This is a genomic window from Xanthomonas sp. LMG 12460, assembly GCF_009192895.1.
GTDB classification, from domain to species: Bacteria; Pseudomonadota; Gammaproteobacteria; order Xanthomonadales; family Xanthomonadaceae; genus Xanthomonas_A; species Xanthomonas_A sontii.
In genome coordinates this window covers 43,490-68,050 of sequence record NZ_NKUH01000037.1, presented here as the reverse complement: position 1 = coordinate 68,050, position 24,561 = coordinate 43,490, and the positions used below count along the sequence as shown (strand labels likewise).

Here is a 24,561-nt window from a genome sequence, read left to right as displayed (position 1 = left end):
TCGACGATCATCGCCGCTCTCCAGTCACTGCACCGTGGCATTTCCGATGAAGCGGGGAATGGGGGTCGGGAATAGGGAAGGGCACCATCAGCAGCCGCAGCGCGGCGTTCGCTCTGCCGATTCCCATTCCCGATTCCCCATTCCCAGCCCTCAACGCGCCGCGTTGGCGTTCATCGTCGCGTTGCGGCTGGCGTCCAGGTACTGCGCCGGATCGCGCATGCCGGTGGTGTGGCACTGGCCGGTGGTGTGGCCGCGGTTGACGCCGCCGGGCAGCTGGCCGTTGACCTGCTCCACGGTGCCGTCCTCCGGGTCGCTCAGCACCAGGTCCGAGGCCGCATTGCAGTAGTCGTTGGTGTACCAGTTGGTCTTGGCGAAGGAGGTGGTGTAGTAGTTCACCAGCGCCCGCGCCGAGTTGGGGATGCCGGCCAGCCAGGCCTTGGCGCCGTCGTAGGTCAGGTCGTTGTTGGTGCCGCAGCCCACACCGAACCACGAGCCCACCGTGGCCAGGATGCCGGCCAGGTTGGTGCCCTGGTAGGGCGTGCCCACCGACTGCATCACCCGCCCGCCGCTGGCATTGTCCAGGCCGCTCCAGTAGTACACGTACAGGTGCAACGCGGCCATGCCGCCCTGGCTGTGCGCCACCGTGCCGAACGAGTTCCACTGGCTGCCGAACTGCGCCAGGCGCTGCGCGAACTGGTCGTTGCTGCGGTTCTGGTTGACGTCCAGGAACGCGGAGGCGTTGGTGAACTGCGCCACCGGCCACACCCCGCCCGAGCAGTAGCCGTGCACCAGCACCAGGCGCTTGCCGGTGGCCCGCGCCTGCATGTCGGTGGCGGCGGCGCTCAGCTGCGCCGGGCGCTCGCCCATGCGCATGCTCTCGTCGATCGCGCCGGTGCTGCGCGCCACGCTGCTGCGACGCAGCGCCGGCAGGGTCAGCGGCAGCGTCGCGCGCGTGGCCAGCGGCACGAAGTTGTCCGGATCCTCCACGCGCAGGTTGCGCAGGGCGAACGGCGCACGCGCGCCGGCGCGGACGATCCAGCGTTCGTCCACGCTCAGCGGCAGGCGTCCGTCCTGCGGCGCGAGCATGCCGCCGAGCCAGGCCACCGGCACCGCGCTGCCGTCGCGACCGGTGCCCCACAGCTCGCCGAGCATGCGGTAGTGCGCCGGCGCCTGGCCGCCGCCGATGCGCACCGGGATCGGCAGGGTCAGCCGGGTGCCGGGCTGTGCGCTGGCGGCGACGGCATCGGCGGTGATGCGCAAGGTGGTGTCCAGCACCGGCAGCACGTGCTCGCTGGTGCGCACGAAGGCCTGGCCGCCGGCGTCGTGACCATGCACCACGACCTGTGCGATGTAGGTGCCGGTGGCCGTCGCCGGGAAGTCGCCGGCATACACGCCATCGCCCGCGGCGCCGTCGCCGTGGCGGCCGTCGTCGGCCATCGGCCATTGGCTGACGGAACCGTCCGGCGCGATCACGCGCAGCTGTGCGGTGTCGATGCGGCCGCTGCCGGCGCTGCGCGCCAGCGATACGCCGCCCTGCGCATCGATGCCGCCGAGCAGCGCGGTCAGGCCGATGCGCTGGCCGCGCTGCAGTTGCGCGCGGTCGCTGGGATAGGACGCCAGTTGCGTGCGCGGGTCGCCTTCCATCAGCACATAGCCGCGCTGCGCCGTGTTGCTGCCATCGGCCTGCAGGGTCAGGGTCCAGTCGCCGTTGGCGGCGCTGTCCACGTGGTACTCGCGGGCCGGCAGCGCGGCGCCGCCGGCGCCCAGGTGGGTGGCCTTGGCGCTGGGCGCGGGCAGCGGCGTCGCGGCGGCGGTGCCCATGCGTGCGCTGGCCGTGGCCGGTGCGCTCAGGCGCGGTTGCCAATCGTGTTCGCCGGACAGCACCACGAAGCGCAGCTTGCCGTTCTCCACCGGCAGGGTGGTCTGCCACTGCGCCGGGCCACTGCTGCGAGCGGCGGAGAACTCCACCGGCAGCAACGCGCTCTTGGACAGGATCGCCGCTTCCGCCGGGGCGGGCGCGCGCATCTGCGCGAACTCCTCCGGCGGTCCGGCCAGTTGTTTGGGAATCAGTTCGGCCGCGTGCAGCGCGGCGGCGGGGACGACGAGACACAGGACGCAGACGGCGGACAGGTTCGACAGCTTCGGCATGACGCGCTCTCCCTGGCGGTGCTGAGAAGCAGACGCACATGCCGGAGCCGCGACGCAGTGCGCCGCCGGCAGCACGTCGGCGAGGACGCAGCGCCCCCTCGCCACGCGTTCGCCTGTGGTTATAGCCAGCGCACATTGCCGGACAAAGACGCAATGCAGCAATGCACGCCGAACTGGGATGCCGGACATGCTGCAACCATCGCGATGCCCGGCGCACGTGGCGCCGGGCATCGCCAGGTCACGCCGCCTGCGCGTGCTGGCTGCGCAACTGCTGCGCCGCCGCCACCATCGCCTGCAGCGCGTTGCGGGTTTCCGCCCAGCCGCGGGTCTTCAGCCCGCAATCCGGATTGACCCACAGTTGCTGCGGATCCAGCACCGCACGCGCCTTCTCCAGCAACGCCACCATCTCCTGCGTGCTCGGCACGCGCGGCGAGTGGATGTCGTACACGCCCGGCCCGATCGCGTTCGGGTAGCGGAAGCGCACGAAGGCATCGAGTAGTTCCATGCGCGAGCGTGAGGTCTCGATCGAGATCACGTCCGCGTCCATCGCCGCCACCGCCTCGATGATGTCGTTGAACTCCGAGTAGCACATGTGGGTGTGGATCTGCGTGGCATCGCGCACCCCGGCCGCGGCGATGCGGAAGCACTGTACCGCCCAGTCCAGGTACGCCCGCCAGTCGGCGCGGCGCAGCGGCAGGCCTTCGCGGATCGCCGGCTCGTCGATCTGGATCACGCCGATGCCGGCCGCCTCCAGGTCGCGCACTTCGTCGCGCAGCGCCAGCGCGATCTGCCGGCAGGTCTGCGCACGCTCCTGGTCGTCGCGCACGAACGACCACTGCAGCACCGTCACCGGCCCGGTCAGCATGCCCTTCATCGGCCGCTCGGTCAGCGACTGCGCGTAGGTGGTCCAGCGCAGCGTCATCGGCGCCGGGCGCTGCACGTCGCCGTAGATGATCGGCGGCTTCACGCAGCGAGAGCCATAGCTCTGCACCCAGCCATGACGGGTGAAGGCGAAGCCGTCCAGCTGCTCGCCGAAGTATTCGACCATGTCGTTGCGCTCGAACTCGCCGTGCACCAGCACGTCCAGGCCCAGTTGCTCCTGCGCACGCACGCAGCGTTCGGTCTCGGTGGCCAGGAACGCGTCGTACGCGGCATCGTCGAGCTTGCCGGCCTTGTGCTGCGCACGCGCCTGCCGCACCTGCTCGGTCTGCGGGAACGAGCCGATGGTGGTGGTCGGATACAGCGGCAGCCGCAGCGCCGCCTGCTGCGCCTGCCGGCGCTGCGCATACGGCGATTGCCGACGGCCGGCGTCGTCGGTCAGCGCGTCCACCCGCCGCGTCACCTCGGCGCGGTGCACGCGGGTCGAAGCGCGACGGCTGGCCAGCGCATCGCGCGCCGCATCCAGCGCGGCCTGCGCCTGCGGCTGGTCGTCCAGCGCATCGGCCAGGGTGCGCAGTTCCTGCAGTTTCTGCCTGGCGAAGGCCAGCCAGCCGACCAGTTCGCGGTCCAGCTTGGTCTCCTGCTGCAGATCCACCGGCACGTGCAGCAGCGAGCACGATGGCGCCAGCCACAACCGCTCGCGGCCGACATGGCCGGCGGCGTAGCGTGCCAGGGTCAGCGCGTTGTCCAGCGGCGTGCGCCACACGTTGCGGCCGTTGACCAGGCCGGCCGAGAGCACGCGTCCGGCCGGCAAGGCCTGCAGCACCGCGTCCAGTTGCGCCACGCCGCGCACCAGGTCCACGTGGATGCCGTCCACCGGCAGCGCCATCGCCAGCTCGAGGTTGTCGCCCAACTCGCCGAAGTAGCTGGTCAGCAGCAGCTTCGGCCGCGGCGCCTGCGAAAGGACATCATAGGCGCGGCGATAGGCGGCGCGTGCGGCCTCGTCCAGGTCCAGCACCAGCGCCGGCTCGTCGAGTTGCACCCAGCCGGCGCCGGCCGCATGCAGGCGTTGCAGCAGTTCGGCGTACACCGGCAACAGGCTGTCCAGCAACGCCCAGCGGTCGCTGCCGTCCACGGTCTTGGACAGCGCCAGGAAGGTCACCGGCCCGATCAGCACCGGCCGGGTCTGGATGCCCTGCGCCTTGGCCTCCAGGAACTCCACCACCGGCTTGTCGCCGCGCAGGCGGAAGTGCTGTCGCCGCGCCAGCTCCGGCACCAGGTAGTGGTAGTTGGTGTCGAACCACTTGGTCATTTCCAGCGCGTGCAGGTCCAGGCCGTGTTCCTGCGTGCCGCGCGCCATCGCGAAGTAGCCGGCCAGCGGGTCGGCATCGGCCAGGGCGCGGTAGCGTTGCGGGATCGCATCGAACAGGAACGCGGTGTCGAGCATCGCGTCGTACAGGCTGAAGTCGTTGCTGGGCGGCACGTCCACCCCGGCCTCGCGTTGCAGTTGCCAGTGGCGCAGGCGCAGCTCGCGTGCGGTGTCCTGCAGTTGCGCGCCGTCGATGTCGCGGCGCCAGTAGCGTTCCAGCGCCTGCTTGAGCTCGCGCCGCGCACCGATGCGCGGGAAGCCCAGGTTGGTCACGATCGTCATGTTGCGTTTCCTCATTGCGTTCAAGGGCATTGAGGAACGAAGGAACCGCGCGCCGCGCGTCCCGTTCGCACGGACCGCCCGCCACGCCAGCGACCTTCGCCCCCGCGGGCGAACCGGTACCGCGCGGGCAGGCGGACGGCGCGGCGCGGCGCAAGGCCGGGTCGCGGTCCGGCCGCCTCCCCGCGGAGGCGCCAGGTCGAATCGGAGGACGCACGGTCCTCCGGCCGGGGCCGGTATTCGGGCTGATGGACACGCGCACCGTGCCGGCTGCGCACCTACTGTCCGTCGCTTCCCAGGCCGGCATGCGCCGGCCCAGTGCCATTGACGGAGGTCGTTTCCATTCACCGCTGCGGGGCAGCTCCGGAATGGGCAGGCGCTTGCGGCGCCGGCCGTCACCGGATTCCCGTTTAAATCCATCCCTTCATCCGAATGAAGAGATGAATACCTTCGGCGAGCGCACGATAGGCTGGAAGCGGCGGGCGGTCAAGCGTCGGTGCCACGTGATGCGTTGGGTTTCACATCATGGATGAGTCGTTGCCCTGATCGCAGGCATCGCCAGATACGCATACGCCTGATTACGGCGTAACGGGGTAGTGCAGCAGTCCAGATCCCACTCTCATCCAGCCTAGGAAATCGTCATGCCGATCTGTGCACACAACAGCGCGCCAGGCCAATGTTGCGCGCGAATGTTTCCCGGACGAAAGTCACTCGCTGTCCTCAATACGCTGCGACCGCACTCCAGACCGACAGCGTCTTTGCAACGCGGGCATGCTGCTCGCAACCTCGTGGGCTCCGAGCAACTCCGCCTGTCTGTTGTCCGGATGAAGGGAAAAATTCGCGTTGTAACCGTTGTGGTTAAGTTTTAGGAAGTTGCCTATGCAGTGACTTTGCCTAACTCGCGTTTGATGTAAGCCTCGCTCAGCCTGTGCGTGAGCTCGATCAGATTGATGATGCGACCTTCTTGGTCTTCATCCGACCAAGGAAGAACCATGTCGCCATGCATCGAGGAATTGCGGATGCGACTCCATGCATCGACTTGGTCAGAAGTAACAATCCCTTGTTCAACCAGCGATTTCAGAACTTTGGCGATGCCCTTTTTCTTGAATCCATTGAGGTAGTCCAGGACTCTGCTGCGAAGGTTGCTATCGCCTTTCCAGTCCTTGACAACCTGCTTCAGGCTATCGACTTCGCTGGTTGCCCAGTCGGCCTTCCACTCTGTCTCAGAGAACATCGCTTTTGCGATGCCTTCGACCGTGCTGGCCAACGTCATGCAAAGGACCCAGTTGGAGCCCCCGCTTGCTTGGACGATCTCCCAGTAGTATTGAGTCAGTGGATGCGCCTCGAAGTTTGGGTGACCATCGGCGTCTCGAGCTGTGGCAACTATCGTCAGGATGTCGCAGTACAGGTTCCAAAAGCGCTCGTCGGCTCCAAGCGGATCTTCGCGCAAGATGCTGGCAGTCAGCGTGGTTGCTGGTTTCCACGGTGATGGGCGGAACCTGATAAAGGCCCTGCCGTCGCCGAAATTCCGGGCACATAGGCTCGGCACGACAATTTCACCAAGCAGTAGATTCAGGGGTTCGCTGAGCCAGTTTTCCAGATGCGGATGTGGGAAATTTTGGGTGGTATTCGCCACGGCCCAGACATGTTCGTGCTCAGGTGAAAGGAAGAACTCAATCTCTGCATCCAGCACATTGATGGTTTTAGTGCCTGAGCTTCGTGCCCAAAAGACCTGCTTGTCGCCCCGAAGCACGGTCTTGACCATGTTCATGGGTATCGGTAGCCGCAAAGATCGATCAAATACCAGCTCAACACCGCTCTTCTTGGCGACCCCGAACCCTGTGGAGTCTGTGTGAAGGCTGTGTATGGGGCCGGATAGCTGCCAGATATTTGCTGCCTCTTCGCCCAAAGTCAGCTTAGTCCACCCTCCCGACCATTCCGTTCCATCGTATGCAGTCGCATTGATCCTGAATTGGTGCCGGATGTCATGCGGATGCTTCTGGGCTAGGACTATCCTTTTAAAGGCATCGGATCCGTCACGTGGAGTGCCGTGCATGACAAAGCGGATACGCTTGTCCTGGCCGACCTTGATGTGCCCTGGTCCAGTAAAGACGGGTGGCTCGTGATCACGTCCTAGGATCTCCATGCGCGGGCATTCGATCATGACCGAACCCTTCAGTAGGCGATCGACCCATCTGGAGAGGGTGCGCACTGTCATTGGTATCGATCAGGCAGCGTCAAGCTCGACGTGGACTTGCCGGCCCAGGGAAGCAGCGATGTTCACCAAGGCGTCGAGCGAGAATCGAGAGATGCGACCACGCAACAGGTCATTGATGCGTGGCTGAGTGATGCCGCATCTTTCAGCCGCAGCAGCCTGGGTCCAACCGTTTTCCTGGATCAGGGAGGCGATCTTCCTCATCAGCTCGGCGCGGACCTTGAGGTTGGCCGCTTCTTGGGCGGTGTCGGCAAGCGCATCCCAGACACTGGCGAATCGTTCGGTCTTGTTTTTGTTCATGTCACTTCCTGTCCAGCAGGGCGAAGCGTTGCTTTGCAAGGTCGATGTCCTGCTTCGATGTAGCCTGCGTCTTCTTCTGGAACGCATGAAGCACGTAGATCGCATCGGCCAACCTGGCCGTGTAGATGACGCGGTAGGCGCCGTTGTTGTCCCGTATCCGAATTTCCTCAACGCCTTGGCCGATCGTCGGCATGGGCTTGAAGTCGTCGGGCTGCAATCCGTGCTGCACGCGATCCAACTGATATCCGGCCTCTCGCTTCGCGTCATCTGGAAAATCCCGAAGATTGCGCAGGGAGTCTCCAAGGAATTCGATCGGTTTGATGGGCATGATTATATCCGTATCGATATAAACGGCAAGTGCGTCCGGAAGAGCCCTGGTCGGGCTTTCCCCGACTTGCCTGGTCTTGATAGGTGTATCACCTCCCGCGCCGATGGACGCGGATCTGAGCCGTGTACCCTAGCGCTACGTCCTCGCGGAGACGACCGGCGATGATTTATGTGGCCCGAGCGACATGGCCAACTGACACGCAGCGTAGCAGCGAGGCCCGAGAACTCGAAGTCGACCAATCATGAGCGGAACTGAAGATCACGAAAAACAAGGCAAGCCATTGGGCCTGCGAAAAAAATTTCGCTATGCCGCCTCCCTGCGCCTGTCCGTCGCCCCGATGATGGACTGGACCGACCGCCACTGCCGGGTCTTCCACCGGCTGCTGGCGCCGTCGGCGCGGCTGTACACCGAGATGGTGCACGCCAACGCGGTGGTGCTGGGCGATCGCGCGCGGTTGCTGGATTTCGATGCGGCCGAGCATCCGCTGGCGCTGCAGCTCGGCGGCAGCGAGCCGGCGCTGCTGGCGCAGGCGGCGCGGATCGGCCAGGACTGGGGCTACGACGAGATCAACCTCAATTGCGGCTGCCCGTCCGACCGGGTCCAGGCCGGGCGCTTCGGTGCCTGCCTGATGCGCGAGCCGGCGCTGGTCGCCGACTGCGTGGCGGCGATGGTCGCGGCGGTGGACATCCCGGTGACGGTGAAGTGCCGGCTGGGCGTGGACCAGGACGACGACTACGCGGTGTTCCTGGCCTTCGTCGACAAGGTCGCCGCGGCGGGCTGCGGGCTGTTCGTGGTGCACGCGCGCAATGCCTGGCTGCAGGGCCTGTCGCCGAAGGAGAACCGCGAGGTGCCGCCGCTGCGCTACGACTGGGCGCACCGGCTCAAGCGCGAGCGGCCGCAACTGCAGGTGGTGCTCAACGGCGGCCTGGCCGCGGTGGAGACGGCACAGGCGCAGTTGCAGGCGGTGGATGGGGTGATGCTGGGCCGCGCCGCCTACCACGATCCCTACGTCCTGCACCGGCTGGACGCGGCCCTGACCGGCGCCGCACTGCGCCCGCGTGCCGAGTTGCTGCGCGCGCTGCGCCCCTACGTCGAGGCGCGTCTGGCCGAGGGCCTGGCGCTCAAGCACATCACCCGGCACCTGCTCGGCCTGTTCCACGGCCAGCCCGGCGGCCGCGCCTTCCGCCAGGTGCTCAGCGAAGGTGCGCACCGGCCGGGCGCGGACTGGGCGCTGCTGGAGCGGGCGCTGGCGGTCACCGACGGGGCGGCACGCGCGGCGGCGTGATCCGACGGGCGCCGCCGCGTGGTGCGGGGCACCTTTCGCATCGATGACCTGATCGCTCTCGTCGCCAAGCGGTCGCCGACCCATGCGGCGTCTCGATCGACGACTGCCACGCCGCCGTCTTCTGTGCGTCGTTCAGGGATTCCGTTCAGGTTTCTGGGGCTAATCTCTGGTCCTGCGGAGACGCCGCCAAGCACCTGCCGAAGGGCCTCTCCAGGCCCCTGGTGCGGCCCTTGCATTGGCCTTCCACAGGTTCATTTGACTGAATGCCGCCCGCGGCGCGGGGAAAAGTTCAGACCGGATTCACCCCGAAAAATCAAGAATTTGCCTCGATTTCTCGAGGTCGTCTTCGTTCCCGCGAGGTGTCGCGCTTCACAAGTTTTGAACGTTTCCGATCAGTCCGTTAGGATGCCCGTCGTGACTTCTTCCGCTTCCCGCCACTACCGCTTTGCCGCTGTCTTCGCGCTCGCGCTGGCGTCGGTCGCGGCTGGGCACGGCCGTGCGCAGCAGCCGCCCATGCCGGGTGTGATGGCGCCGCCGGAGCGCGATGCGGGGCGTAATCGGGACTATGGCGGTAGTTCGCTGTCCGACGCGGTGCGCCGGGTGCAGCGCTCCACCGGCGGGCAGATTCTCGGCGCCGAGCGCGTGCCGTTCGATGGCCGCGACATCAACCGCGTCAAGTACATGGACGGCCGTGGGCGGGTACGCTACATGGACGATCCGCAACCTGGCCGTGCGGCGCCGCCGCGGGCGCCGCGGTCGGGCGAGCCTCCCGAGCCACCACGCGACGATCACCCGTGAGTCCGGATAGTTCGGTTCAGGTTCCACACACCGCCCCGGCCACCGGCCACCTGTAAGTTACTAGGGAGAGTTCATGCGTATCCTTCTGGTCGAAGACGAAGCTCCGCTGCGAGAGACCCTGGCCGCTCGCCTGAAGCGCGAAGGCTTTGCGGTGGATGCGGCGCAGGACGGCGAGGAAGGCCTGTACATGGGCCGCGAAGTGCCCTTCGACGTGGGCATCATCGATCTCGGCCTGCCGAAGATGTCGGGCATGGAGCTGATCAAGGCGCTGCGCGACGAAGGCAAGAAGTTTCCGGTGCTGATCCTCACCGCGCGTTCCAGCTGGCAGGACAAGGTGGAAGGCCTCAAGCAGGGCGCCGACGACTACCTGGTCAAGCCGTTCCACGTCGAAGAGCTGCTGGCGCGCGTCAATGCACTGCTGCGCCGCGCCGCCGGCTGGAGCAAGCCCACGCTGGAATGCGGTCCGGTCGCGCTGGACCTGGCGGCACAGACCGTCAGCGTCAGCGGCAGCAACGTCGACCTGACCAGCTACGAATACAAGGTGCTCGAGTACCTGATGATGCATGCCGGCGAACTGGTCTCCAAGGCCGACCTGACCGAGCACATCTATCAGCAGGATTTCGATCGCGACTCCAATGTGCTGGAAGTCTTCATCGGCCGCCTGCGCAAGAAGCTGGACCCGGACGGCGAGTTGAAGCCGATCGAGACCGTGCGCGGCCGCGGCTACCGGTTCGCGATTCCGCGCACCGAAGGCTGATCGCAGGCGCCGGCGAGCACACCGAGGAAGCGACCGCGTGGCGGCACGACCCAGGTGGTACAAGCGCTGGCGCCCGCGCTCGTTGCAGGCGCGCCAGCTGCTCGCCGCCAGCCTCAGTCTGCTGGCGTTCCTGGCCGCCGCCGGCTACGCCCTGGATCAGGCGTTCGCCGATACCGCGCTGAGCAACCTGCGCGAGCGCCTGAAGAGCTACGCCACCGCCTACGCCAACAACATCGACGTCGCCCGCGACGGCTCGCTGTACATCAACAACGACAAGCCGTCGCCGGATCCGCATTTCGACCGGCCGGGCAGCGGCCTGTACGCGCAGATCGTGATGCCCAGCGAAGGCTGGATCTCGATGTCCAGCATGGGCCCGCTGCCGCCCAAGGGCGGCATGCTCGAACCGCGTCAGGAAACCTTCGACGGACCCTGGCCGATGACCCAGATCGACGGCAGCGAAGGCGAGGTCTACCGCTACGGCATCGGCCTGGCCTACGTGCGCCGCGACAAGGAAACCCCGGTCACCATCTACATCATGGAGGACACCCGCGCGCTGGGTGCGCAACTGCGCGTGTTCCGCGGCCGGGTGTGGTTCAACCTCGGTGGCGCCGGCCTGATCCTGCTGGTGCTGCAGGCCTTCATCCTGCAATGGAGCCTGCGCCCGCTGCGCCGGGTGATCAACGAACTGACCAAGGTGCAGCGCGGCGAAGCGCTGCGCATGGGCGATCGCCACCCGCGCGAACTGGAGCCGCTGACCGACAGCATCAATGCCTTCATCGAGAGCGAGCGCGAGAACCTGGACCGCCAGCGCAACACCCTGGCCGACCTGGCGCACAGCCTGAAGACGCCGCTGGCGGTGTTGCGCACCCAGCTCGACAGCGGCGCGCAGGGGCCGGAATTGCGCGAAGAGCTGGACGTGCAGCTGCGGCGCATGAACAACCTGGTGTCCTACCAGTTGGCCCGCGCCGCTTCCAGCGGCCACAAGCTGTTCGCCGCGCCGTTGCCGATCGAGCCCAACGCCGAGGAGATCGTGCGCGGCCTGGAGAAGGTCTACGCGGCCAAGGGCGTGCTGTGCGAGTTCGACATCGAGCCGAGCGCGCGCTTCCACGGCGAACCCGGCGACCTGCAGGAACTGCTCGGCAACCTGCTGGAGAACGCCTTCAAGTGGGCGCGCCGGCGGGTGCTGCTGAGCGTGCGGCCGGAGCCGGCCGCCGGCAGCCGCCGCGCCGGCCTGATCATCGCGGTGGAGGACGACGGCCCCGGCATCGCCCCGGACGAGGTCGCGCACATCCTGCAGCGCGGCGTGCGCGGCGACGAGCGCGTGCACGGCCATGGCATCGGCCTGGCGATCGTGCAGGACCTGGTCAAGGGTTACCGCGGCGAACTGCAGGTCAGCCGCTCCGAGGAACTGGGCGGGGCGCGCTTCCTGGTGACCCTGCCGCCGGGACTGTAGGCCCGGCAACGCGCCGGTGCCGGTCCGGGATCGCCATCCCGCCGCGCGCTGGCCGACCGCGGGGATCCGCCGCCGCTGGCGCCGCTGCACCGCAGCAGCAGGTGAATCCCGTGCAAATGACCGGGAGGTTTCCGACAGTGGCTTAACGCGACCGGCAACCAGCTGGCGATACTGCGCCGGTCTTCACGCCGCTTTTCGTCCAGGAGCCTCGCATGTCCGCATCCCGGCATCGTCCTGCAGCAACGCGTCTGCGCGTGCGCGGCCGGCGCGCGCTGCGCAACACCCAGCGGTTGCTGCTGTCGCTGCTGCTGGTGCTGTTCACCGTCGCCGCCATCGCCGCCACCGACAAGGTGCTCAAGCGCGACGACGCGCGTTGGCTGCAGTCGATGACCACCGGCCTGGACAGCGCCAGCGTGGCGCAGTTCGAGCGCGATGGCCGCAAGCGCTTCCTGCGCGAGCAACTGCAGGCCGATGCTGGCGATGCGGCCCTGCCGGCGCCGGTGCGCGCGCAACTGGACGGCTATGCGGCGCTGCACACGCCGGTGCAGGAATTGCTCAAGCAGCAGGCCGCCGCCCAGCAGGCGATCAAGGCGATGCCGGACGGCGACGCCAAGGTCGCGGCGAAGAAGGCCGCACAGCAGCGCGGCGATCTGCTGCTGAACCAGGCACGGCAGGCGCAACTGCTGCGTTCCATCTACGCGCCGGACCAGTTGCGCGAGCAGATGGTGTGGTTCTGGCTCAACCATTTCAGCGTATTCGCCGACAAGGCCCGCCTGCACTGGACCGTGGCCGACTACGCCGACAACGCGATCCGCCCGCACGCGCTGGGCAAGTTCTCCGACCTGGTGATGGCGACGCTGCAGAGCCCGGCGATGCTGGAGTACCTGGACAACGCGCAGAACGCCAAGGGCAAGGTCAACGAGAACTATGCGCGCGAGCTGATGGAGCTGCACACGCTCGGCGTCGACGCCGGCTACACGCAGAAGGACGTGCAGCAACTGGCGCTGATCCTCACCGGCGTCGGCATCGCGCCGGTCGACCGCGACGGCCCGCCGAAGCTGCCGCCGGCGTTGCAGGCGCAGTATCTGCGCCGCGGCGCATTCGAGTTCAATCCGGCCCGGCACGAACCCGGCGACAAGACCCTGCTCGGCCAGCGCATCGCCGGCGGCGGCTTCGACGAGGTCGAGCGCGCGGTGCAGCTGATCGTGCGCCAGCCGGCATGCGCGCACTTCGTGTCGCGGCAGCTGGCCGAATACTTCGTCGCCGACGATCCGCCGCCGGCGCTGGTGGAGAAGATGGCGCGCACGTTCCAGCATAGCGACGGCGACATCGCCGCGGTGCTGCAGGTGATGTTCACCGCACCGGAGATGGCGGCCGGCGCACCGCACAAGTTCAAGGATCCCTACCGGTTCCTGGTCTCGGCGCTGCGCCTGGCCTACGACGGGCAGACCATCGTCAATCCGCAGCCGTTGCTGGGCTGGTTGAATCAGATGGGCGAGCCGAGCTTCGGCCGGATCACCCCCGATGGCTGGGCGCTGCAATCCAGCGCCTGGAACAGTTCCGGGCAGATGGCGCAGCGCTTCGAGATCGCGCGTGCGATCGGTAACGGCAACACCCAGCTGTTCACTGTCGACGGACAGCAGCGTGGCGGCTTCCCGCAACTGAGCACGCCGCTGTACTACCACGCGATCGAGCCGCAACTGAGCGATGCCACGCGCCAGGCGCTGGCGCAGGCGCGCTCGCAGCAGGAGTGGAACGGCTACCTGCTGGCGTCCCCCGACTTCAATTACCGCTGACCGCGGCCTTGGCCGCACGGAGATCCGTCATGCACCGTCGCCGCTTCCTGCTCGCCTCCGCCGCCGCTGCGGCCAGCCTGCCGTTCGCCGGGCGCCTGTTCGCCGCGCCTGCGCCGTCGCCGCGCCTGTTGGTGGTGTTCCTGCGCGGCGGCTACGACTGCAACAACCTGCTGGTCCCGTACGCGAGCGATTTCTACTACGCCGCGCGGCCGAGCCTGGCGATCGCCAAACCGGATCCGGCCAATCCCAACAGCGCCATCGCGCTGGACACGCAGTGGGGCCTGAACCCGCGGCTGCGCGAGACGCTGATGCCGCTGTGGAACGACAAGCAGCTGGCGTTCGTGCCCTTCGCCGGCACCGACGATCTGTCGCGCAGCCACTTCGAGACCCAGGACAGCATCGAGGCCGGGCAGCCGGCCGGGCAGCGCAGCGACTACCGCACCGGCTTCCTGGCGCGGCTGTCGCAGGTGGCCACCGGCACGCCGTCGATCGCCTTCACCGATTCGCTGCCGCTGAGTTTCCAGGGCGGCGGCGACATTCCCAATCTCTCGCTCAAGCGCAATCCGACCCCGGCCTTCGACCAGCGCCAGGCCGACATCCTCGCCGGCATGTACCACGGCACGCAGTTGGCCAGCGCTGCGCACGACGGTCTGGCGCTGCGCCAGCAGGTCTCGCAGGCCTTGCGCGACGAGATGCAGCAGGCCAACCGCGGCGCCGCCAGCGCGCGCACCTTCGCCGACGAGACCCGCCGCATCGCCACGCTGATGCGCGAGCGCTACCGGCTCGGTTTCGTCGATGTCGGCGGCTGGGACACGCACGTCAACCAGGGCAGCACCGACGGTGCGCTGGCCAACAACCTGGCCAACCTGTCCGAGGGCCTGTCGGCCTATGCCGAGGCGCTGGGGCCGGAGTGGCGCAACACCGTGGTGGTGGTGCTGTCCGAGTTCGGCCGCACCTTCCGCGAGAACGGCGACAAGGGCACCGACCACGGCCACGGCACCACCTACTGGGTGCTGGGCGGCGGGGTCAACGGCGGCCGCATCGCCGGCGAACAGGTGGCGGTGAGCAAGGACAAGCTGTTCCAGGACCGCGACTACCCGGTGCTGACCAACTACCGCGACATGTTCGCCGGCCTGCTCGGCCGCATGTGGGGGCTGTCGCCGACGCAACTGCAGAAGGTGTTCCCGCAGGCGCATGCGCGGGATCTGCAACTGGTGTGAGGTGCGTCGGCGGCCGGCGTCGCGCTGACGGCGTGGCGCCATCGGCCGGCTGCCGTTCGCGCGATGACGTCTTTCGCGAGCCTCTGATCACTCGGTATTGCCACGGTTCGGCGTACCACGTCGTTCCCCTCGTGGCAGCGGCTGCCGTCGCGATCGCGGCGCCTGCCTGCGCCGCGCCGCGGCGATGTCTGGCGCTGGTGTAGAGGGCCGCGGCCCCGCTGTCGCCCGGGTTGTTGGCGTCTATGGCGCCGCAAACGGCGACGGCCCGTAGAACCGCGCCAGGTGCGCGGCGACCTCGGGCATCTCGCGTTGCAGGCGCTGCGGCGCGGAAAAGTGATATTCGCTGACCACCGCGAAGAACTCTTCCGGCGCTTCGGCGGCGTAGGCGTCGATCTCGCTGGCGCGGCCGCGGTCCACGCGCGCGCAGAAGGTGTCGTAGCTGCGCTGGAAATCGTCGGCCCATTGCCGCTGCCAGGCGCGCGGCAGCAGCGGCGTGCCGTCCAGGGCGCCGTCGAGCACGTCGAGCTTGTGCGCCATTTCGTGCACCGCCACGCAGTAGCCGGCACGTGGATCGTCCAGGTCGGCCTGCACGTCGGCCCAGGACAGGATCAACGGGCCGCTGTCCCAGGATTCGCCGATCAGTTCGTCTTCCCACTCGTGCAGCACGCCGGCCGCGTCGACATGGCTGCGCTGCACGCGGAACGCGTCCGGGTAGACCAGCAATTGCGACCAGCCGCGCATGCCCTCGCTGCCGTACTCCAGCAGCGGCAGACAGCACAGTGCGGCGAGCAGGCCGCACTGCCGGGCATCCAACTGCAGGCCGCCCAGCGGCGAGATGGTCTTGCGATGCAGGAATTCGCTGGCCAGCGTACGCAGGCGCTGTTCGCGCGGCGCATCCAGGGCGGCGACCCAGGCGCAGTCGCGGCGCACGGCCTGCCAGGTAGGGTCATCGATGGCGGCGGGTTTCGACCACAGCCCGCGCAGCCAGCGTGGAATCAGCGGAACATCCCCGGCAGGAAGCTGTGCCACTTCGGCATGCGCATGCGCGGCACCAGGTCGCTGTCGCTGCCGCCGCCCGTGGTGGTCGAAGCCGGCTTGCCGGTGGAGGCGGGCGCATGCAGCGCCGCGGGCGGGCGCGTCGGCGTGCTGTCGGCATCGGCCGCGTCGCCGTAGGTGCAGTCGGTGTGCGGCTTCTCCGCCAGCACGTTGGACGCGTGGGCGGCGGCGAGTGGCAGCAGCAACAGGAGCAGGCAGGGCAGGGAACGGCGCATCGTCGGCATCCAGGGCGAGCGGCGGTGAATCCCGATTCTAACGCGGTTTTCACCCGCTGCAGGGCCCCGGCCCTGGGCGCCCGGAGGGCGTTGCCGCATACTTTTCGGTTTACGAGGTCGCGCAACGGCGCGCCCGGGGGCGAAACGAGGCGATGGAACCGGCGTTGGACGAGCGCGAACTGTTGGCCAGGCTCAGCAAGGGCCCCCTGTCCGGCGATGCCCTGGCGCGCGCCTGCGGGCTGACCCGGGCGGCGGTGTGGAAGCGCATTCAGGCGCTGCGCGCGGCCGGGGTGGAGATCGAGGGCCGGGCCGGCGAGGGCTATGGCCTGGCACGGCCGCTGGAACTGCTCGACGCCGCGGCGATTCGGGCCGGACTGAGCGGGCCGGCGGGCGCCGAGCTGGCCGGGCTGGAGATCGCCTGGAGCCTGGTCTCCAGCAATACCACCCTGCTGCAGCGGCCGGCGCCGGCGCAGGGCAGCGAAGTCCTGCTGGCCGAGCGCCAGACCGGCGGCCGTGGCCGCCGTGGCCGGGTCTGGGCGTCGCCGCTGGCGGCGCATCTGTATCTGTCGGTGGCGCGTAGCTTCCAGGGCGGGCTGGGCCGGCTGGGCGGCTTGAGCCTGGCGGCCGGCGTGGCCGTGGCCGAAGCCCTGCGTGCGGCCGGATTCGCCACGGTCGGGCTGAAGTGGCCGAACGACCTGCTGGCCGACGGGCGCAAGCTGGGCGGCCTGCTGGTGGAAGGCGGCGGCGAGTTCGCCGGGCCGGCGCGGGCCGTGATCGGCCTGGGCCTGAACGTGGCGATGCCGGCGGCCACTGCCGCGGACATCGACCAGCCGTGGACCGACCTGACGCGGCTGGCCGGCGGCGCGGTGTCGCGCAACGCGATCGCCGCGGCGGTGCTGTCGCAGCTGCTGCCGGCGCTGGCGCTGTTCGACGCGGAGGGGCTGGCGCCGTTCCTGCCGCGCTACGCCGCGCTGGATTTGCTGGCCGGACGCGCCGTGCGCATCGACGATGGCGGCCAGGTGCGCGAAGGCACGGCCCTGGGGCTGGCCGAGGACGGCGCGCTGCGGGTGGCCTTCGCCGACGGCGAGCAGCCGGTGCACGCGGGCGACGTCAGCGTGAGGCCGGCATGAGCGACTGGCTGTTCGACCTGGGCAACTCGCGCTTCAAGTTCGCCGCGCTGGAACACGGGCAGGTGGGCGCGGTGCAGGCCTGGCCGCATGGTGCCGAGGCGATGGACGCGGCGGCGGTCGCGGCGCTGCCGCAGGGTGGCACTGCCTACGTTGCCAGCGTCGCCGCGCCGGCCCTGACCGCCACCGTGCTGGAGGCGCTGCGCAGCCGTTTCGCGCAGGTGCAGGTGGCGCGCACCGAGGCTGCCTGTGCCGGGGTGCGGATCGCGTACGCGCGACCGCAGGCCTTCGGCGTGGACCGGTTCCTGGCCCTGCTCGCCGCGCATGGCGGCGGCGACGTGCTGGTGGTGGGCGTGGGAACGGCGCTGACCGTGGACCTGCTCGACCGCGATGGCCTGCATCGCGGCGGCCGCATCGCGCCGTCGCCCACGGTGATGCGCCAGGCCCTGCAGCAGAAGGCGGCGCAGTTGCCGGCCGAGGGCGGCGATTACCACGAGTTCGCCGCCGACACCGCCGACGCCCTGGCCTCCGGCTGCGACGGCGCGGCAGTGGCGCTGATCGAGCGCAGCCTGCAGCAGGGCGAGGCCTTGCTCGGACGTCGACCGCGGCTGCTGCTGCACGGCGGTGGGGTGCCGCCGCTGTTGCACGCGCTGCCGCCGGCCGAGCAGCGCCCCGCCTTGGTCCTGGACGGACTGGCGCTGTGGGCGCAGGCGCACGCCGTGGCCGGTGCCGGTGCCGCCTGAGCGGGCCGGCGCAGGCGGCCGCGATGCGGCGTGGCGTGGCGTGGCGTGGCGAAGCGGACGTTGCGCCGAAGTCGCAACGTCCCACGCAGACGTCACTGTCTCTCCCAACGTGCATCGCACGCTCTAGAATCCGGCCATGCTTGTTCGCGCCCTGCTCGTCGTCCTGACCATCCTCAACCTCGGCGTCGCGGTGTGGTGGGCGATGCAGCCGCCGACCCCGCCAGCCGTGCCGATGCCGGCCGTGCCGGCCGGGGTGGCGACGCTGCAACTGGTCAACGAGACGCCTGCACCGGCCGCTGCGCCCACTCCGCCGGCCGTCGCGCCTGTCGCCGCGCCAGCCGCTGCGCAAGCCGACACCGCCGTCGCCGCCGATCCTGTCGAAGCGGTTCCGGCGCAGGCTGACGCACCGGCGGCTCCCACGACCGCCGCACCGTCCACTGCGCCCACGCCGCCCGCTGCCGTGCCTGCGCCCGCTCCAACCCAGGCCCAGGTCGAGCCCGCGGCGAAGCCCGCCGCCGACGCGGCGGTGTGCCTGAGCGTAGGACCGTACCCGGACCGCGACGCGGCGCAGGCGGCCGTCGCCGCGCTGGCCCCGGGAACGCCGCGTCCGCGCCTGCGCGAGGCCGCCGACAGCGACGCCACCAGCTTCCGCGTGATCCTGCCGACCATCGGCGGCGAAGACGGCCTCAGGCAGGCCACCGAGCGCATCGTCGCCGCCGGCATCCGTGACTATTACCCGTTGCGCCAGGGCGATGCCGGCAATGCCATCGCCCTGGGCCAGTACCGCAGCCGCGAGGGGGCAGAGCGCCGCCGCCAGGAACTGGCCCGTGCCGGCTTAAACGCCGACCTGATCCCCAGCGGCGGCAGCGGCCAGTCGCGCTGGTGGCTGGACCTGCGCGCCGACTCCGCGGCGCAGGCCGCGACCCTACGCCGCCAGCTCGGCGCCGCGCGCCAGCGCACCGTGGACTGCGGCACGCTGCGCTAGAATGCCGCGCCTGCCGGTGTTCGGCGCCGCGCCGTCGCGCGTGCCGAGGCCCGCGCCAGCAGGTAGACTGCCCCGGCCCCACTCATGGGCGTCTTTCGTCTTGCCGCTTTAGCTCAGTCGGTAGAGCAACTGTCTTGTAAACAGTAGGTCATCCGTTCGATTCGGATAAGCGGCACCATCTCACCGTGTCAGGCAGCAGGATCACAGCAGCGCTGTTAAGTACGGTAAAGCCTTTGCTGCAAGCACGCTGCCGGCTGCGTTTTCTAGCACAGCTTTGATGCTTCTCGCAGTTGCCTTGATGATTGGCCATTTGGGCTTTGGAGACGACGCTTGCGCTTGCAGAGTTGCTAGCTCTGCTTGCAGTTCTTCGCGTATCTCCGACTCAACTCCCCCTTGTTGAATGGCTTTGCTTAATAGCTCAATAAGAGCCGAAAGTGCAGCCATATCACCATTAGCATGAGTCTGACTTTGATTCGATCCATTCGAGTCGATTTGGATTTGGGAGCCGTTTACGTCGCCAAAGTGGTAGTGCTGCTGTTGCACGGTCTGCTTTTCCTGTTGAGTGAATGTCATGCCCTCTCCAAGTACGCCTTTTGCCTCAAGGTCAAGGGCCCATTCAAGCACCCGACTTCTAACTTTTCCTATTACGCCTTGTATTTGCACCTTGGAGAACCGGAGCATAGGCCGCATCGCCACGCCGTTTGCCTCATACATCATTTCCATGATTGTGTGCTCAACGTTGGGAGGAAAGTGGCTACATATGGGGTTCTCGCTTTGCGTAAGCTGTATAAGTTCTGGCACTGACTGCCGGAGCTTGAAATCCGACAACATGTTAGTCATGTCAGGAGGTGCAAAGAAAGGGACGGGGCCATGAATTGGATTTTCTGCCATCAATTGCCCTCTTACTCGGCGGTAGTCAGGCAGGTCTTCTGAGTGGTAGCCATTTAACTCGCTGCTGATCCAGTCGACAAGCTCAGGCAAGGCTAGGCGTCGAGCAACCACTAACGCTCGCCGCAACAAATCATCAGGCAAAGTCGATGCATCAATCGCCGCATTCACCAGCTCGGGTACAAGGGCAGGCATCCTTCCTCCAGTATTTTAATGACTAGCATTCGCGGTAATATTTTGAGTCTTCACTTTGTTGGGCCCTCGCTCGTTCTGTTATCTGGCCCGATAGAACCCGATGTCATCCGTTTGGAATATTTTAATCATTTGATAGGCGTTCGTCTCGCCGAACACCATTACGCTGAGTCCTTCCAATACGCGACTGCTGCGACGCGGCGAGTCGTGACATGCCTGTCCCGCTAGACTGGGTCACTTTTTTGGCTGGAGCGTATGCGCATGAAGTCGTCTTTTCTGCCGGTGTCCCTCATCGGCGTGCCTACCGACATCGGGGCCGGCCATCGCGGTGCGCGCATGGGGCCGGAGGCACTGCGCATCGCCGGCCTGCACGAGGCGCTGGCCAATCGTGGCGTGGAGGTGCGCGACATCGGCAACATCGATGGCCCGCGCAATCCCTGGCAGGCGCCGGTCGACGGCTACCGCCACCTGGACGAGGTGGTGGCCTGGAACCGCGCGCTGATGGAGGCCAGCTACGCCGAGCTGCGCGCCGGGCGCATGCCGATCGTGCTCGGCGGCGACCATTGCCTGGGCATCGGTTCGATCACCGCGGTGGCGCGTTACTGCCGCGAGCAGGGCCGCAAGCTGCGCGTGCTGTGGCTGGACGCGCACTCGGACTTCAACACCAGCGAGGTCACGCCGTCGGGCAACGTGCATGGCATGCCGGTGGCCTGCCTGTGCGGGCTGGGCCCGCAGGCGCTGACCGAGCTCGGCGGCAGCGCGCCGGCGCTGCGCCCGGAGCAGGTGCGGCAGATCGGCATCCGCTCGGTCGACCCGGACGAGAAGCGGCTGATCAAGCAGCATCGTGTGGACGTGTACGACATGCGCTACATCGACGAGATGGGCATGAAGCGGACCATGGAGGCGGCGCTGGACGGGCTCGACGCCGACACCCATCTGCACGTCAGCTTCGACGTGGACTTCCTCGACCCCAGCATCGCCCCGGGTGTCGGCACCACCGTGCCTGGCGGCCCCAACTACCGCGAGGCGCAGCTGGTGATGGAGATGATCGCCGACAGCGGGCGCATGGCCTCGCTGGACATCGTGGAGCTGAATCCGGTGCTGGACCACCGCAACCTGACCGCGGAGCTGGCCGTGGACCTGGTGGAGAGCCTGTTCGGCAAATCGACCCTGATGCGGGACTGAGCGACGCGGGCTTACCCTGAATGGGTCGCCGGTTCATTCACGTGAAATCCACAGTCGTGACGGCAGATTCACCCCCAGACGGTAGCGCGGCGACGCCTATCGCCGCCCACCCCGACCACCTGCGATTGCCGAGGACGACCCGATGAAGCGACTGACCACCCTGTTGATGCTGACCCTGTTTTGCGCTGGTGTGCTGACCGGCTGCAACACCGTTGCCGGCGCCGGCAAGGACATGCAGAAGGCGGGCGAGAAGGTGGAAGACACCGCCAAGGATTGCAGCGCGGGCAAGTGCTGAGTTTCGCGCGGCCTGCGTGCCGCGTCCCATGACCAAGTAAGCAAGGAGTGAACCTATGAAGCGTACGTTTGCGTGGATGCTGCTGGCGATGTTCTCTGTGGGCCTGCTGGCCGGTTGCAACACCGTTGCCGGTGCCGGCAAGGACGTGCAGAAGGCGGGCGAGAAGGTCCAAGACGCCGCCAAGAACTGAGCCTCGTCTCGGTGACCAGAAACGGGTCGGCTTGCCGGCCCGTTTTTTTTTGCGCGGCTGCCGACCACCGCGTAACGGTTCACGATGCTCATGCATCGCTGACGCTGCGTTGATCGGTTCGCGACGCAGGCCGCGCAATGCTGCGCGGGCGGCGTAAGGCGCCGCTTACACATCACGAGAGATGCCATGAACAAAGACATCATTGCCGGCAAGTGGACCCAGCTCAAGGGCAAGATCAAGGCGCAGTGGGGCGACCTCACCGACGACGACTTCGACGTCGCCGAAGGCAACACCCAGTACCTGGCCGGCAAGCTGCAGGAGCGCTACGGCTGGGCGCGCGATCGCGCCGAGAAGGAAGTGCACGCGTTCCGCGACGGCCTGGGCAAGGAATACCACGACTGAGGCGCACACCGCCCCAGCGTCGTCGACACGGGCCGCATTGCGGCCCGTGCTTTTTTGGTGCGCGGGACGCTCAGCGCTCCGGCGGATCGGGCACGTAGTCGCCGGGAAACGCGCTTGGCGCAACCGCCACGCGCCGCGGCGGCAGGTTCCGCGGCAGCACGCCGCGTGCGATCAGCCGTGCGCGGCTGTCGTAGCGCAGCTCGGTCCGTTGCATCGGCACGTCGCTGGCGCGCTCGAATTCTGTGACGCGCGAAGGCGACCATTCGCGCGCGCCGTGGCCGGTGCCCAGGCGCTGCTGCACGCGGGCAGCGGAGGTGCCTTCGCGTGCATACGTGCGTGCGTCCGCGGACGGTGCCGCCGCGAGGGGTGCGGCCGCACTGCGTTGCGGGGCGTCGGCGGCCGCTGCCGGTGCAGGCATTGCTTCCGGCGTCGGGACGCCGGGCGTTGCCGCGCGCGCGGCTGCGTTGGCAGCTCTCTCGGCGTCGACGCCTGCGTTCCCCGGGACGGTATCGGGCCATGCCCGCGCTTCGTCGAACACCGCCATGCCGATCACGCCGACGTTGCGCGGACGTCCGGTGCGTGCCGCATAGCTGTCCTCCAGGTCGGTGAACACGAACTGCGCCACGTCCTCGGACGATTTGCGCCACCCGGCGATCTCGGTTTGTTGCCACGGCGCCAGCACATAGCCGCGCTGGTCGCTGGCCGCGGTCTGGCCACTGACCGCGTTGACGCCGTCCACCGACAGCACCACCAGCACCCGCGCCCCGGTCAGGTTGGTCAGGCGCAGCGCGTAGCGGTGGCCGGGCGTGGCGGCGATCCAGCGCTCGCCGCGCCAGGCATGCGCGGGCAGCGGATCGTCGCCGGCATCGCGATCGATCACCTGCAGCTGCACTGCCGGCGCCGAGCTCGGTGGCGACGGCCATGGACGAAAGCCGCACAGCCCGCCGATGCACAGCAGCGCGAAAGCGAGCACGGCGAGGGAACGGGAACGGCGGGGCAGGGAAGGAGCAGGAACGTGCATCGCGGCGACTCCAGGACGGGGACGCCGGATTGAACGCACCACGCGCCGGAACGGGGTTGTCGCGCAGCGGGTAAACTCGCCGGGTTTCCCCCTGACCGTCCATTCCGCATGACCACCCGCGTTCTCACCGGCATCACCACCTCCGGCACGCCGCACCTCGGCAACTACGTCGGCGCCATCCGCCCCGCGCTGCAGGCCAGCCGGCGTCCCGGCATCGAGAGCTTCTTCTTCCTGGCCGATCTGCACAGCCTGATCAAGGCGCAGGACCCGGCGCGGACCCAGCGCTCGACCCTGGAGATCGCGGCGACCTGGCTGGCGGCGGGCCTGGATCCGGCGCAGGTGTGGTTCTACCGCCAGTCGGATGTGCCGGAGACCAACGAGCTGACCTGGTTCCTGACCTGCGTCGCCGGCAAGGGCATCCTCAACCGCGCGCATGCCTACAAGGCGGCGGTGGACAAGAATCGCGCCGACGGCGAGGACGACGATGCCGGGGTCACCGCCGGCCTGTTCATGTATCCGGTGCTGATGGCCGCCGACATCCTGCTGTTCAAGGCGCAGCAGGTGCCGGTGGGCCGCGACCAGATCCAGCACATCGAGATGGCGCGCGATTTCGCGCAGCGCTTCAACCACGTCTACGGCCGCGAGCACTTCGTGCTGCCCGATGCGCTGATCGACGAGCAGGTGGCGACGCTGCCCGGGCTGGACGGGCGCAAGATGAGCAAGAGCTACGACAACACCATTCCGCTGTTCGCCCCGCGCGAGGAGCTGAAGAAGCGGGTGTTCGCCATCGTCACCGATTCGCGCGCGCCCGGCGAGCCGAAGGAGACCGAGGGCTCCGCGCTGTTCCAGCTGTACCAGGCCTTCGCCAGCGCCGAGGAGACGGCCGCGTTCGCGCAGGCGTTCGCCGCCGGCATCGGCTGGGGCGAGGCCAAGCAGCAGCTGTTCGAGCGCATCGATGCCGAGATCGCGCCGATGCGCGTGCGCTACGAAGCGCTGATGGCGCGTCCGCAGGACATCGAGGCGATCCTGCGCGACAACGCGCAGCGCCTGCGCGAACGCTATGCGATCCCGTTCCTGGCCGAGTTGCGGCACGCGGTGGGCCTGCGCGACCTGTCGGCGCAGGCCGATGGCGCTACCGAAGCGGCCACGGCCAAGCAGGCGCTGCCGAGCTTCAAGCAGTACCGCGAGGCCGACGGCCAGTTCTACTTCAAGCTGCTTGATGGCGAGGGCGTGCTGCTGTTGCAGAGCGGCGGCTTCGCCTCGCCGCGCGATGCCGGGCAGACCATCGCTGCGCTCAAGCAGGCTGCACAGGCCGAGGCGCTGCAGGCGGCGCCGGTGATTCTGGAGGCGCCGGCCGAGACGGTGCTGGCGGCGCTGGCGCGCTTGCGCGAGGCGGGCTGAGCGCAAGCGCGGCGGTCCGTCGTAGAAGCGGCTC

At 68.1% G+C, this 24,561-nt stretch carries 23 protein-coding genes, 1 tRNA gene and 1 riboswitch; of the genes, 15 read left to right on the top strand and 9 right to left on the bottom strand.

Annotated features, from left to right (window positions below):
* Positions 1-150: 150 nt before the first annotated feature.
* The 5 genes from CEK66_RS08860 to CEK66_RS08840 all read right to left on the bottom strand — a co-directional run bounded on the left by CEK66_RS08860 (position 151) and on the right by CEK66_RS08840 (position 7,521).
* Positions 151-2,148, bottom strand: coding sequence for a choice-of-anchor X domain-containing protein (locus CEK66_RS08860; RefSeq protein ID WP_152236661.1), 1,998 nt, complete (start codon positions 2,146-2,148; stop codon positions 151-153).
* A gap of 238 nt (positions 2,149-2,386) precedes the next feature.
* Positions 2,387-4,678 carry a 5-methyltetrahydropteroyltriglutamate--homocysteine S-methyltransferase gene (gene metE / locus CEK66_RS08855; RefSeq protein WP_152236660.1) on the bottom strand — a complete coding sequence of 764 codons (2,292 nt, stop codon included), beginning with the start codon at positions 4,676-4,678 and terminating at the stop codon, positions 2,387-2,389.
* A gap of 210 nt (positions 4,679-4,888) precedes the next feature.
* Positions 4,889-5,142, bottom strand: a riboswitch (cobalamin riboswitch).
* A gap of 410 nt (positions 5,143-5,552) precedes the next feature.
* Positions 5,553-6,839, bottom strand: coding sequence for a hypothetical protein (locus CEK66_RS08850; protein WP_152236659.1), 1,287 nt, complete (start codon positions 6,837-6,839; stop codon positions 5,553-5,555).
* A 63-nt stretch (positions 6,840-6,902) separates the two neighbouring features.
* The gene (locus tag CEK66_RS08845) at positions 6,903-7,190 is read right to left on the bottom strand and encodes an XRE family transcriptional regulator (RefSeq protein WP_148827261.1); all 288 of its coding nucleotides are present in this window, start codon (positions 7,188-7,190) and stop codon (positions 6,903-6,905) included.
* 1 nt (position 7,191) lies between these two features.
* The gene (locus tag CEK66_RS08840; protein ID WP_226978545.1) at positions 7,192-7,521 is read right to left on the bottom strand and encodes a type II toxin-antitoxin system RelE/ParE family toxin; all 330 of its coding nucleotides are present in this window, start codon (positions 7,519-7,521) and stop codon (positions 7,192-7,194) included.
* A 238-nt stretch (positions 7,522-7,759) separates the two neighbouring features.
* On the opposite strand from CEK66_RS08840, the gene dusA reads away from it, so the two are divergent.
* The 6 genes from dusA (at position 7,760) to CEK66_RS08810 (ending at position 14,827) form a co-directional block, all read left to right on the top strand.
* Entirely contained in the window at positions 7,760-8,803 is a 1,044-nt protein-coding gene (dusA, locus tag CEK66_RS08835; RefSeq protein ID WP_152236658.1) for a tRNA dihydrouridine(20/20a) synthase DusA, read from the top strand.
* Positions 8,804-9,217: 414 nt separating this feature from the next.
* Positions 9,218-9,601 (top strand): hypothetical protein, encoded by a 384-nt coding sequence (locus tag CEK66_RS08830; RefSeq protein WP_039726258.1) that lies wholly within the window; start codon positions 9,218-9,220, stop codon positions 9,599-9,601.
* 73 nt (positions 9,602-9,674) lie between these two features.
* Positions 9,675-10,358, top strand: a complete 684-nt coding sequence (locus tag CEK66_RS08825) for a response regulator transcription factor (protein ID WP_003469280.1) — start codon at positions 9,675-9,677, stop codon at positions 10,356-10,358.
* A gap of 82 nt (positions 10,359-10,440) precedes the next feature.
* A complete protein-coding gene (locus CEK66_RS08820; RefSeq protein WP_193312608.1) occupies positions 10,441-11,811 on the top strand; it encodes a sensor histidine kinase in 1,371 nt (456 codons plus the stop codon).
* A gap of 212 nt (positions 11,812-12,023) precedes the next feature.
* Positions 12,024-13,607, top strand: a complete 1,584-nt coding sequence (locus CEK66_RS08815; protein WP_152236656.1) for a DUF1800 domain-containing protein — start codon at positions 12,024-12,026, stop codon at positions 13,605-13,607.
* Positions 13,608-13,636: 29 nt separating this feature from the next.
* Positions 13,637-14,827, top strand: a complete 1,191-nt coding sequence (locus tag CEK66_RS08810) for a DUF1501 domain-containing protein (protein ID WP_152236655.1) — start codon at positions 13,637-13,639, stop codon at positions 14,825-14,827.
* A gap of 240 nt (positions 14,828-15,067) precedes the next feature.
* Here the strand turns inward: CEK66_RS08810 and CEK66_RS08805 are convergent, their stop codons facing one another.
* Positions 15,068-15,856: a M90 family metallopeptidase gene (locus CEK66_RS08805; protein ID WP_152236654.1), complete on the bottom strand. Its 789-nt coding sequence runs from the start codon at positions 15,854-15,856 to the stop codon at positions 15,068-15,070.
* Positions 15,823-16,107: a hypothetical protein gene (locus tag CEK66_RS08800; RefSeq protein WP_017917075.1), complete on the bottom strand. Its 285-nt coding sequence runs from the start codon at positions 16,105-16,107 to the stop codon at positions 15,823-15,825. The genes CEK66_RS08805 and CEK66_RS08800 overlap by 34 nt, the downstream gene beginning before the upstream one ends.
* 143 nt (positions 16,108-16,250) lie before the next feature.
* Here CEK66_RS08800 and birA point away from each other — a divergent pair, with 143 nt between their 5' ends.
* The 4 genes from birA (at position 16,251) to CEK66_RS08780 (ending at position 19,131) form a co-directional block, all read left to right on the top strand.
* Entirely contained in the window at positions 16,251-17,228 is a 978-nt protein-coding gene (gene birA, locus CEK66_RS08795) for a bifunctional biotin--[acetyl-CoA-carboxylase] ligase/biotin operon repressor BirA (RefSeq protein WP_152236653.1), read from the top strand.
* Complete coding sequence (locus tag CEK66_RS08790; RefSeq protein WP_152236652.1) at positions 17,225-17,968, top strand: type III pantothenate kinase; 744 nt, start codon at positions 17,225-17,227, stop codon at positions 17,966-17,968. The genes birA and CEK66_RS08790 overlap by 4 nt, the downstream gene beginning before the upstream one ends.
* Positions 17,969-18,104: 136 nt before the next feature.
* Positions 18,105-18,953, top strand: coding sequence for an SPOR domain-containing protein (locus CEK66_RS20345; RefSeq protein WP_193312606.1), 849 nt, complete (start codon positions 18,105-18,107; stop codon positions 18,951-18,953).
* A 102-nt stretch (positions 18,954-19,055) separates the two neighbouring features.
* Positions 19,056-19,131: transfer RNA gene (locus CEK66_RS08780), tRNA-Thr, on the top strand.
* Between the two features lie 23 nt (positions 19,132-19,154).
* Here CEK66_RS08780 and CEK66_RS08775 read toward each other — a convergent pair.
* The gene (locus tag CEK66_RS08775; RefSeq protein WP_193312605.1) at positions 19,155-20,036 is read right to left on the bottom strand and encodes a hypothetical protein; all 882 of its coding nucleotides are present in this window, start codon (positions 20,034-20,036) and stop codon (positions 19,155-19,157) included.
* Positions 20,037-20,294: 258 nt separating this feature from the next.
* Between CEK66_RS08775 and rocF the strand changes: the two genes are divergently transcribed.
* From rocF to CEK66_RS08755, 4 genes are all read left to right on the top strand, one after another.
* Positions 20,295-21,218 (top strand): arginase, encoded by a 924-nt coding sequence (gene rocF / locus CEK66_RS08770; protein ID WP_026144365.1) that lies wholly within the window; start codon positions 20,295-20,297, stop codon positions 21,216-21,218.
* Between the two features lie 142 nt (positions 21,219-21,360).
* The gene (locus CEK66_RS08765; protein ID WP_017908941.1) at positions 21,361-21,513 is read left to right on the top strand and encodes an entericidin A/B family lipoprotein; all 153 of its coding nucleotides are present in this window, start codon (positions 21,361-21,363) and stop codon (positions 21,511-21,513) included.
* Positions 21,514-21,568: 55 nt separating this feature from the next.
* Positions 21,569-21,703, top strand: coding sequence for an entericidin A/B family lipoprotein (locus CEK66_RS08760; protein WP_026143575.1), 135 nt, complete (start codon positions 21,569-21,571; stop codon positions 21,701-21,703).
* A 186-nt stretch (positions 21,704-21,889) separates the two neighbouring features.
* Entirely contained in the window at positions 21,890-22,105 is a 216-nt protein-coding gene (locus tag CEK66_RS08755) for a CsbD family protein (protein ID WP_043093613.1), read from the top strand.
* Positions 22,106-22,175: 70 nt separating this feature from the next.
* Here the strand turns inward: CEK66_RS08755 and CEK66_RS08750 are convergent, their stop codons facing one another.
* Positions 22,176-23,078: a hypothetical protein gene (locus CEK66_RS08750; RefSeq protein WP_152236651.1), complete on the bottom strand. Its 903-nt coding sequence runs from the start codon at positions 23,076-23,078 to the stop codon at positions 22,176-22,178.
* 156 nt (positions 23,079-23,234) lie between these two features.
* On the opposite strand from CEK66_RS08750, the gene CEK66_RS08745 reads away from it, so the two are divergent.
* Entirely contained in the window at positions 23,235-24,527 is a 1,293-nt protein-coding gene (locus CEK66_RS08745; RefSeq protein WP_152236650.1) for a tryptophan--tRNA ligase, read from the top strand.
* The last annotated feature ends 34 nt before the right edge of the window (positions 24,528-24,561 follow it).

Excerpts from the sequence above, each read along its gene's own strand:
- CEK66_RS08825 (WP_003469280.1), top strand. The coding sequence starts at position 9,675 with ATGCGTATCCTTCTGGTCGAAGACGAAGCTCCGCTGCGAGAGACCCTG.
- rocF (WP_026144365.1), top strand. The coding sequence starts at position 20,295 with ATGAAGTCGTCTTTTCTGCCGGTGTCCCTCATCGGCGTGCCTACCGAC.
- CEK66_RS08760 (WP_026143575.1), top strand. The coding sequence starts at position 21,569 with ATGAAGCGTACGTTTGCGTGGATGCTGCTGGCGATGTTCTCTGTGGGC.
- birA (WP_152236653.1), top strand. The coding sequence starts at position 16,251 with ATGGAACCGGCGTTGGACGAGCGCGAACTGTTGGCCAGGCTCAGCAAG.
- CEK66_RS08815 (WP_152236656.1), top strand. The coding sequence starts at position 12,024 with ATGTCCGCATCCCGGCATCGTCCTGCAGCAACGCGTCTGCGCGTGCGC.
- CEK66_RS08775 (WP_193312605.1), bottom strand. The coding sequence starts at position 20,036 with ATGCCTGCCCTTGTACCCGAGCTGGTGAATGCGGCGATTGATGCATCG.
- CEK66_RS08745 (WP_152236650.1), top strand. The coding sequence starts at position 23,235 with ATGACCACCCGCGTTCTCACCGGCATCACCACCTCCGGCACGCCGCAC.
- CEK66_RS08765 (WP_017908941.1), top strand. The coding sequence starts at position 21,361 with ATGAAGCGACTGACCACCCTGTTGATGCTGACCCTGTTTTGCGCTGGT.
- CEK66_RS08850 (WP_152236659.1), bottom strand. The coding sequence starts at position 6,839 with ATGATCGAATGCCCGCGCATGGAGATCCTAGGACGTGATCACGAGCCA.
- CEK66_RS08790 (WP_152236652.1), top strand. The coding sequence starts at position 17,225 with ATGAGCGACTGGCTGTTCGACCTGGGCAACTCGCGCTTCAAGTTCGCC.
- CEK66_RS08860 (WP_152236661.1), bottom strand. The coding sequence starts at position 2,148 with ATGCCGAAGCTGTCGAACCTGTCCGCCGTCTGCGTCCTGTGTCTCGTC.
- dusA (WP_152236658.1), top strand. The coding sequence starts at position 7,760 with ATGAGCGGAACTGAAGATCACGAAAAACAAGGCAAGCCATTGGGCCTG.
- CEK66_RS08810 (WP_152236655.1), top strand. The coding sequence starts at position 13,637 with ATGCACCGTCGCCGCTTCCTGCTCGCCTCCGCCGCCGCTGCGGCCAGC.
- CEK66_RS08755 (WP_043093613.1), top strand. The coding sequence starts at position 21,890 with ATGAACAAAGACATCATTGCCGGCAAGTGGACCCAGCTCAAGGGCAAG.
- metE (WP_152236660.1), bottom strand. The coding sequence starts at position 4,678 with ATGACGATCGTGACCAACCTGGGCTTCCCGCGCATCGGTGCGCGGCGC.
- CEK66_RS08800 (WP_017917075.1), bottom strand. The coding sequence starts at position 16,107 with ATGCCGACGATGCGCCGTTCCCTGCCCTGCCTGCTCCTGTTGCTGCTG.
- CEK66_RS20345 (WP_193312606.1), top strand. The coding sequence starts at position 18,105 with ATGCTTGTTCGCGCCCTGCTCGTCGTCCTGACCATCCTCAACCTCGGC.
- CEK66_RS08845 (WP_148827261.1), bottom strand. The coding sequence starts at position 7,190 with ATGAACAAAAACAAGACCGAACGATTCGCCAGTGTCTGGGATGCGCTT.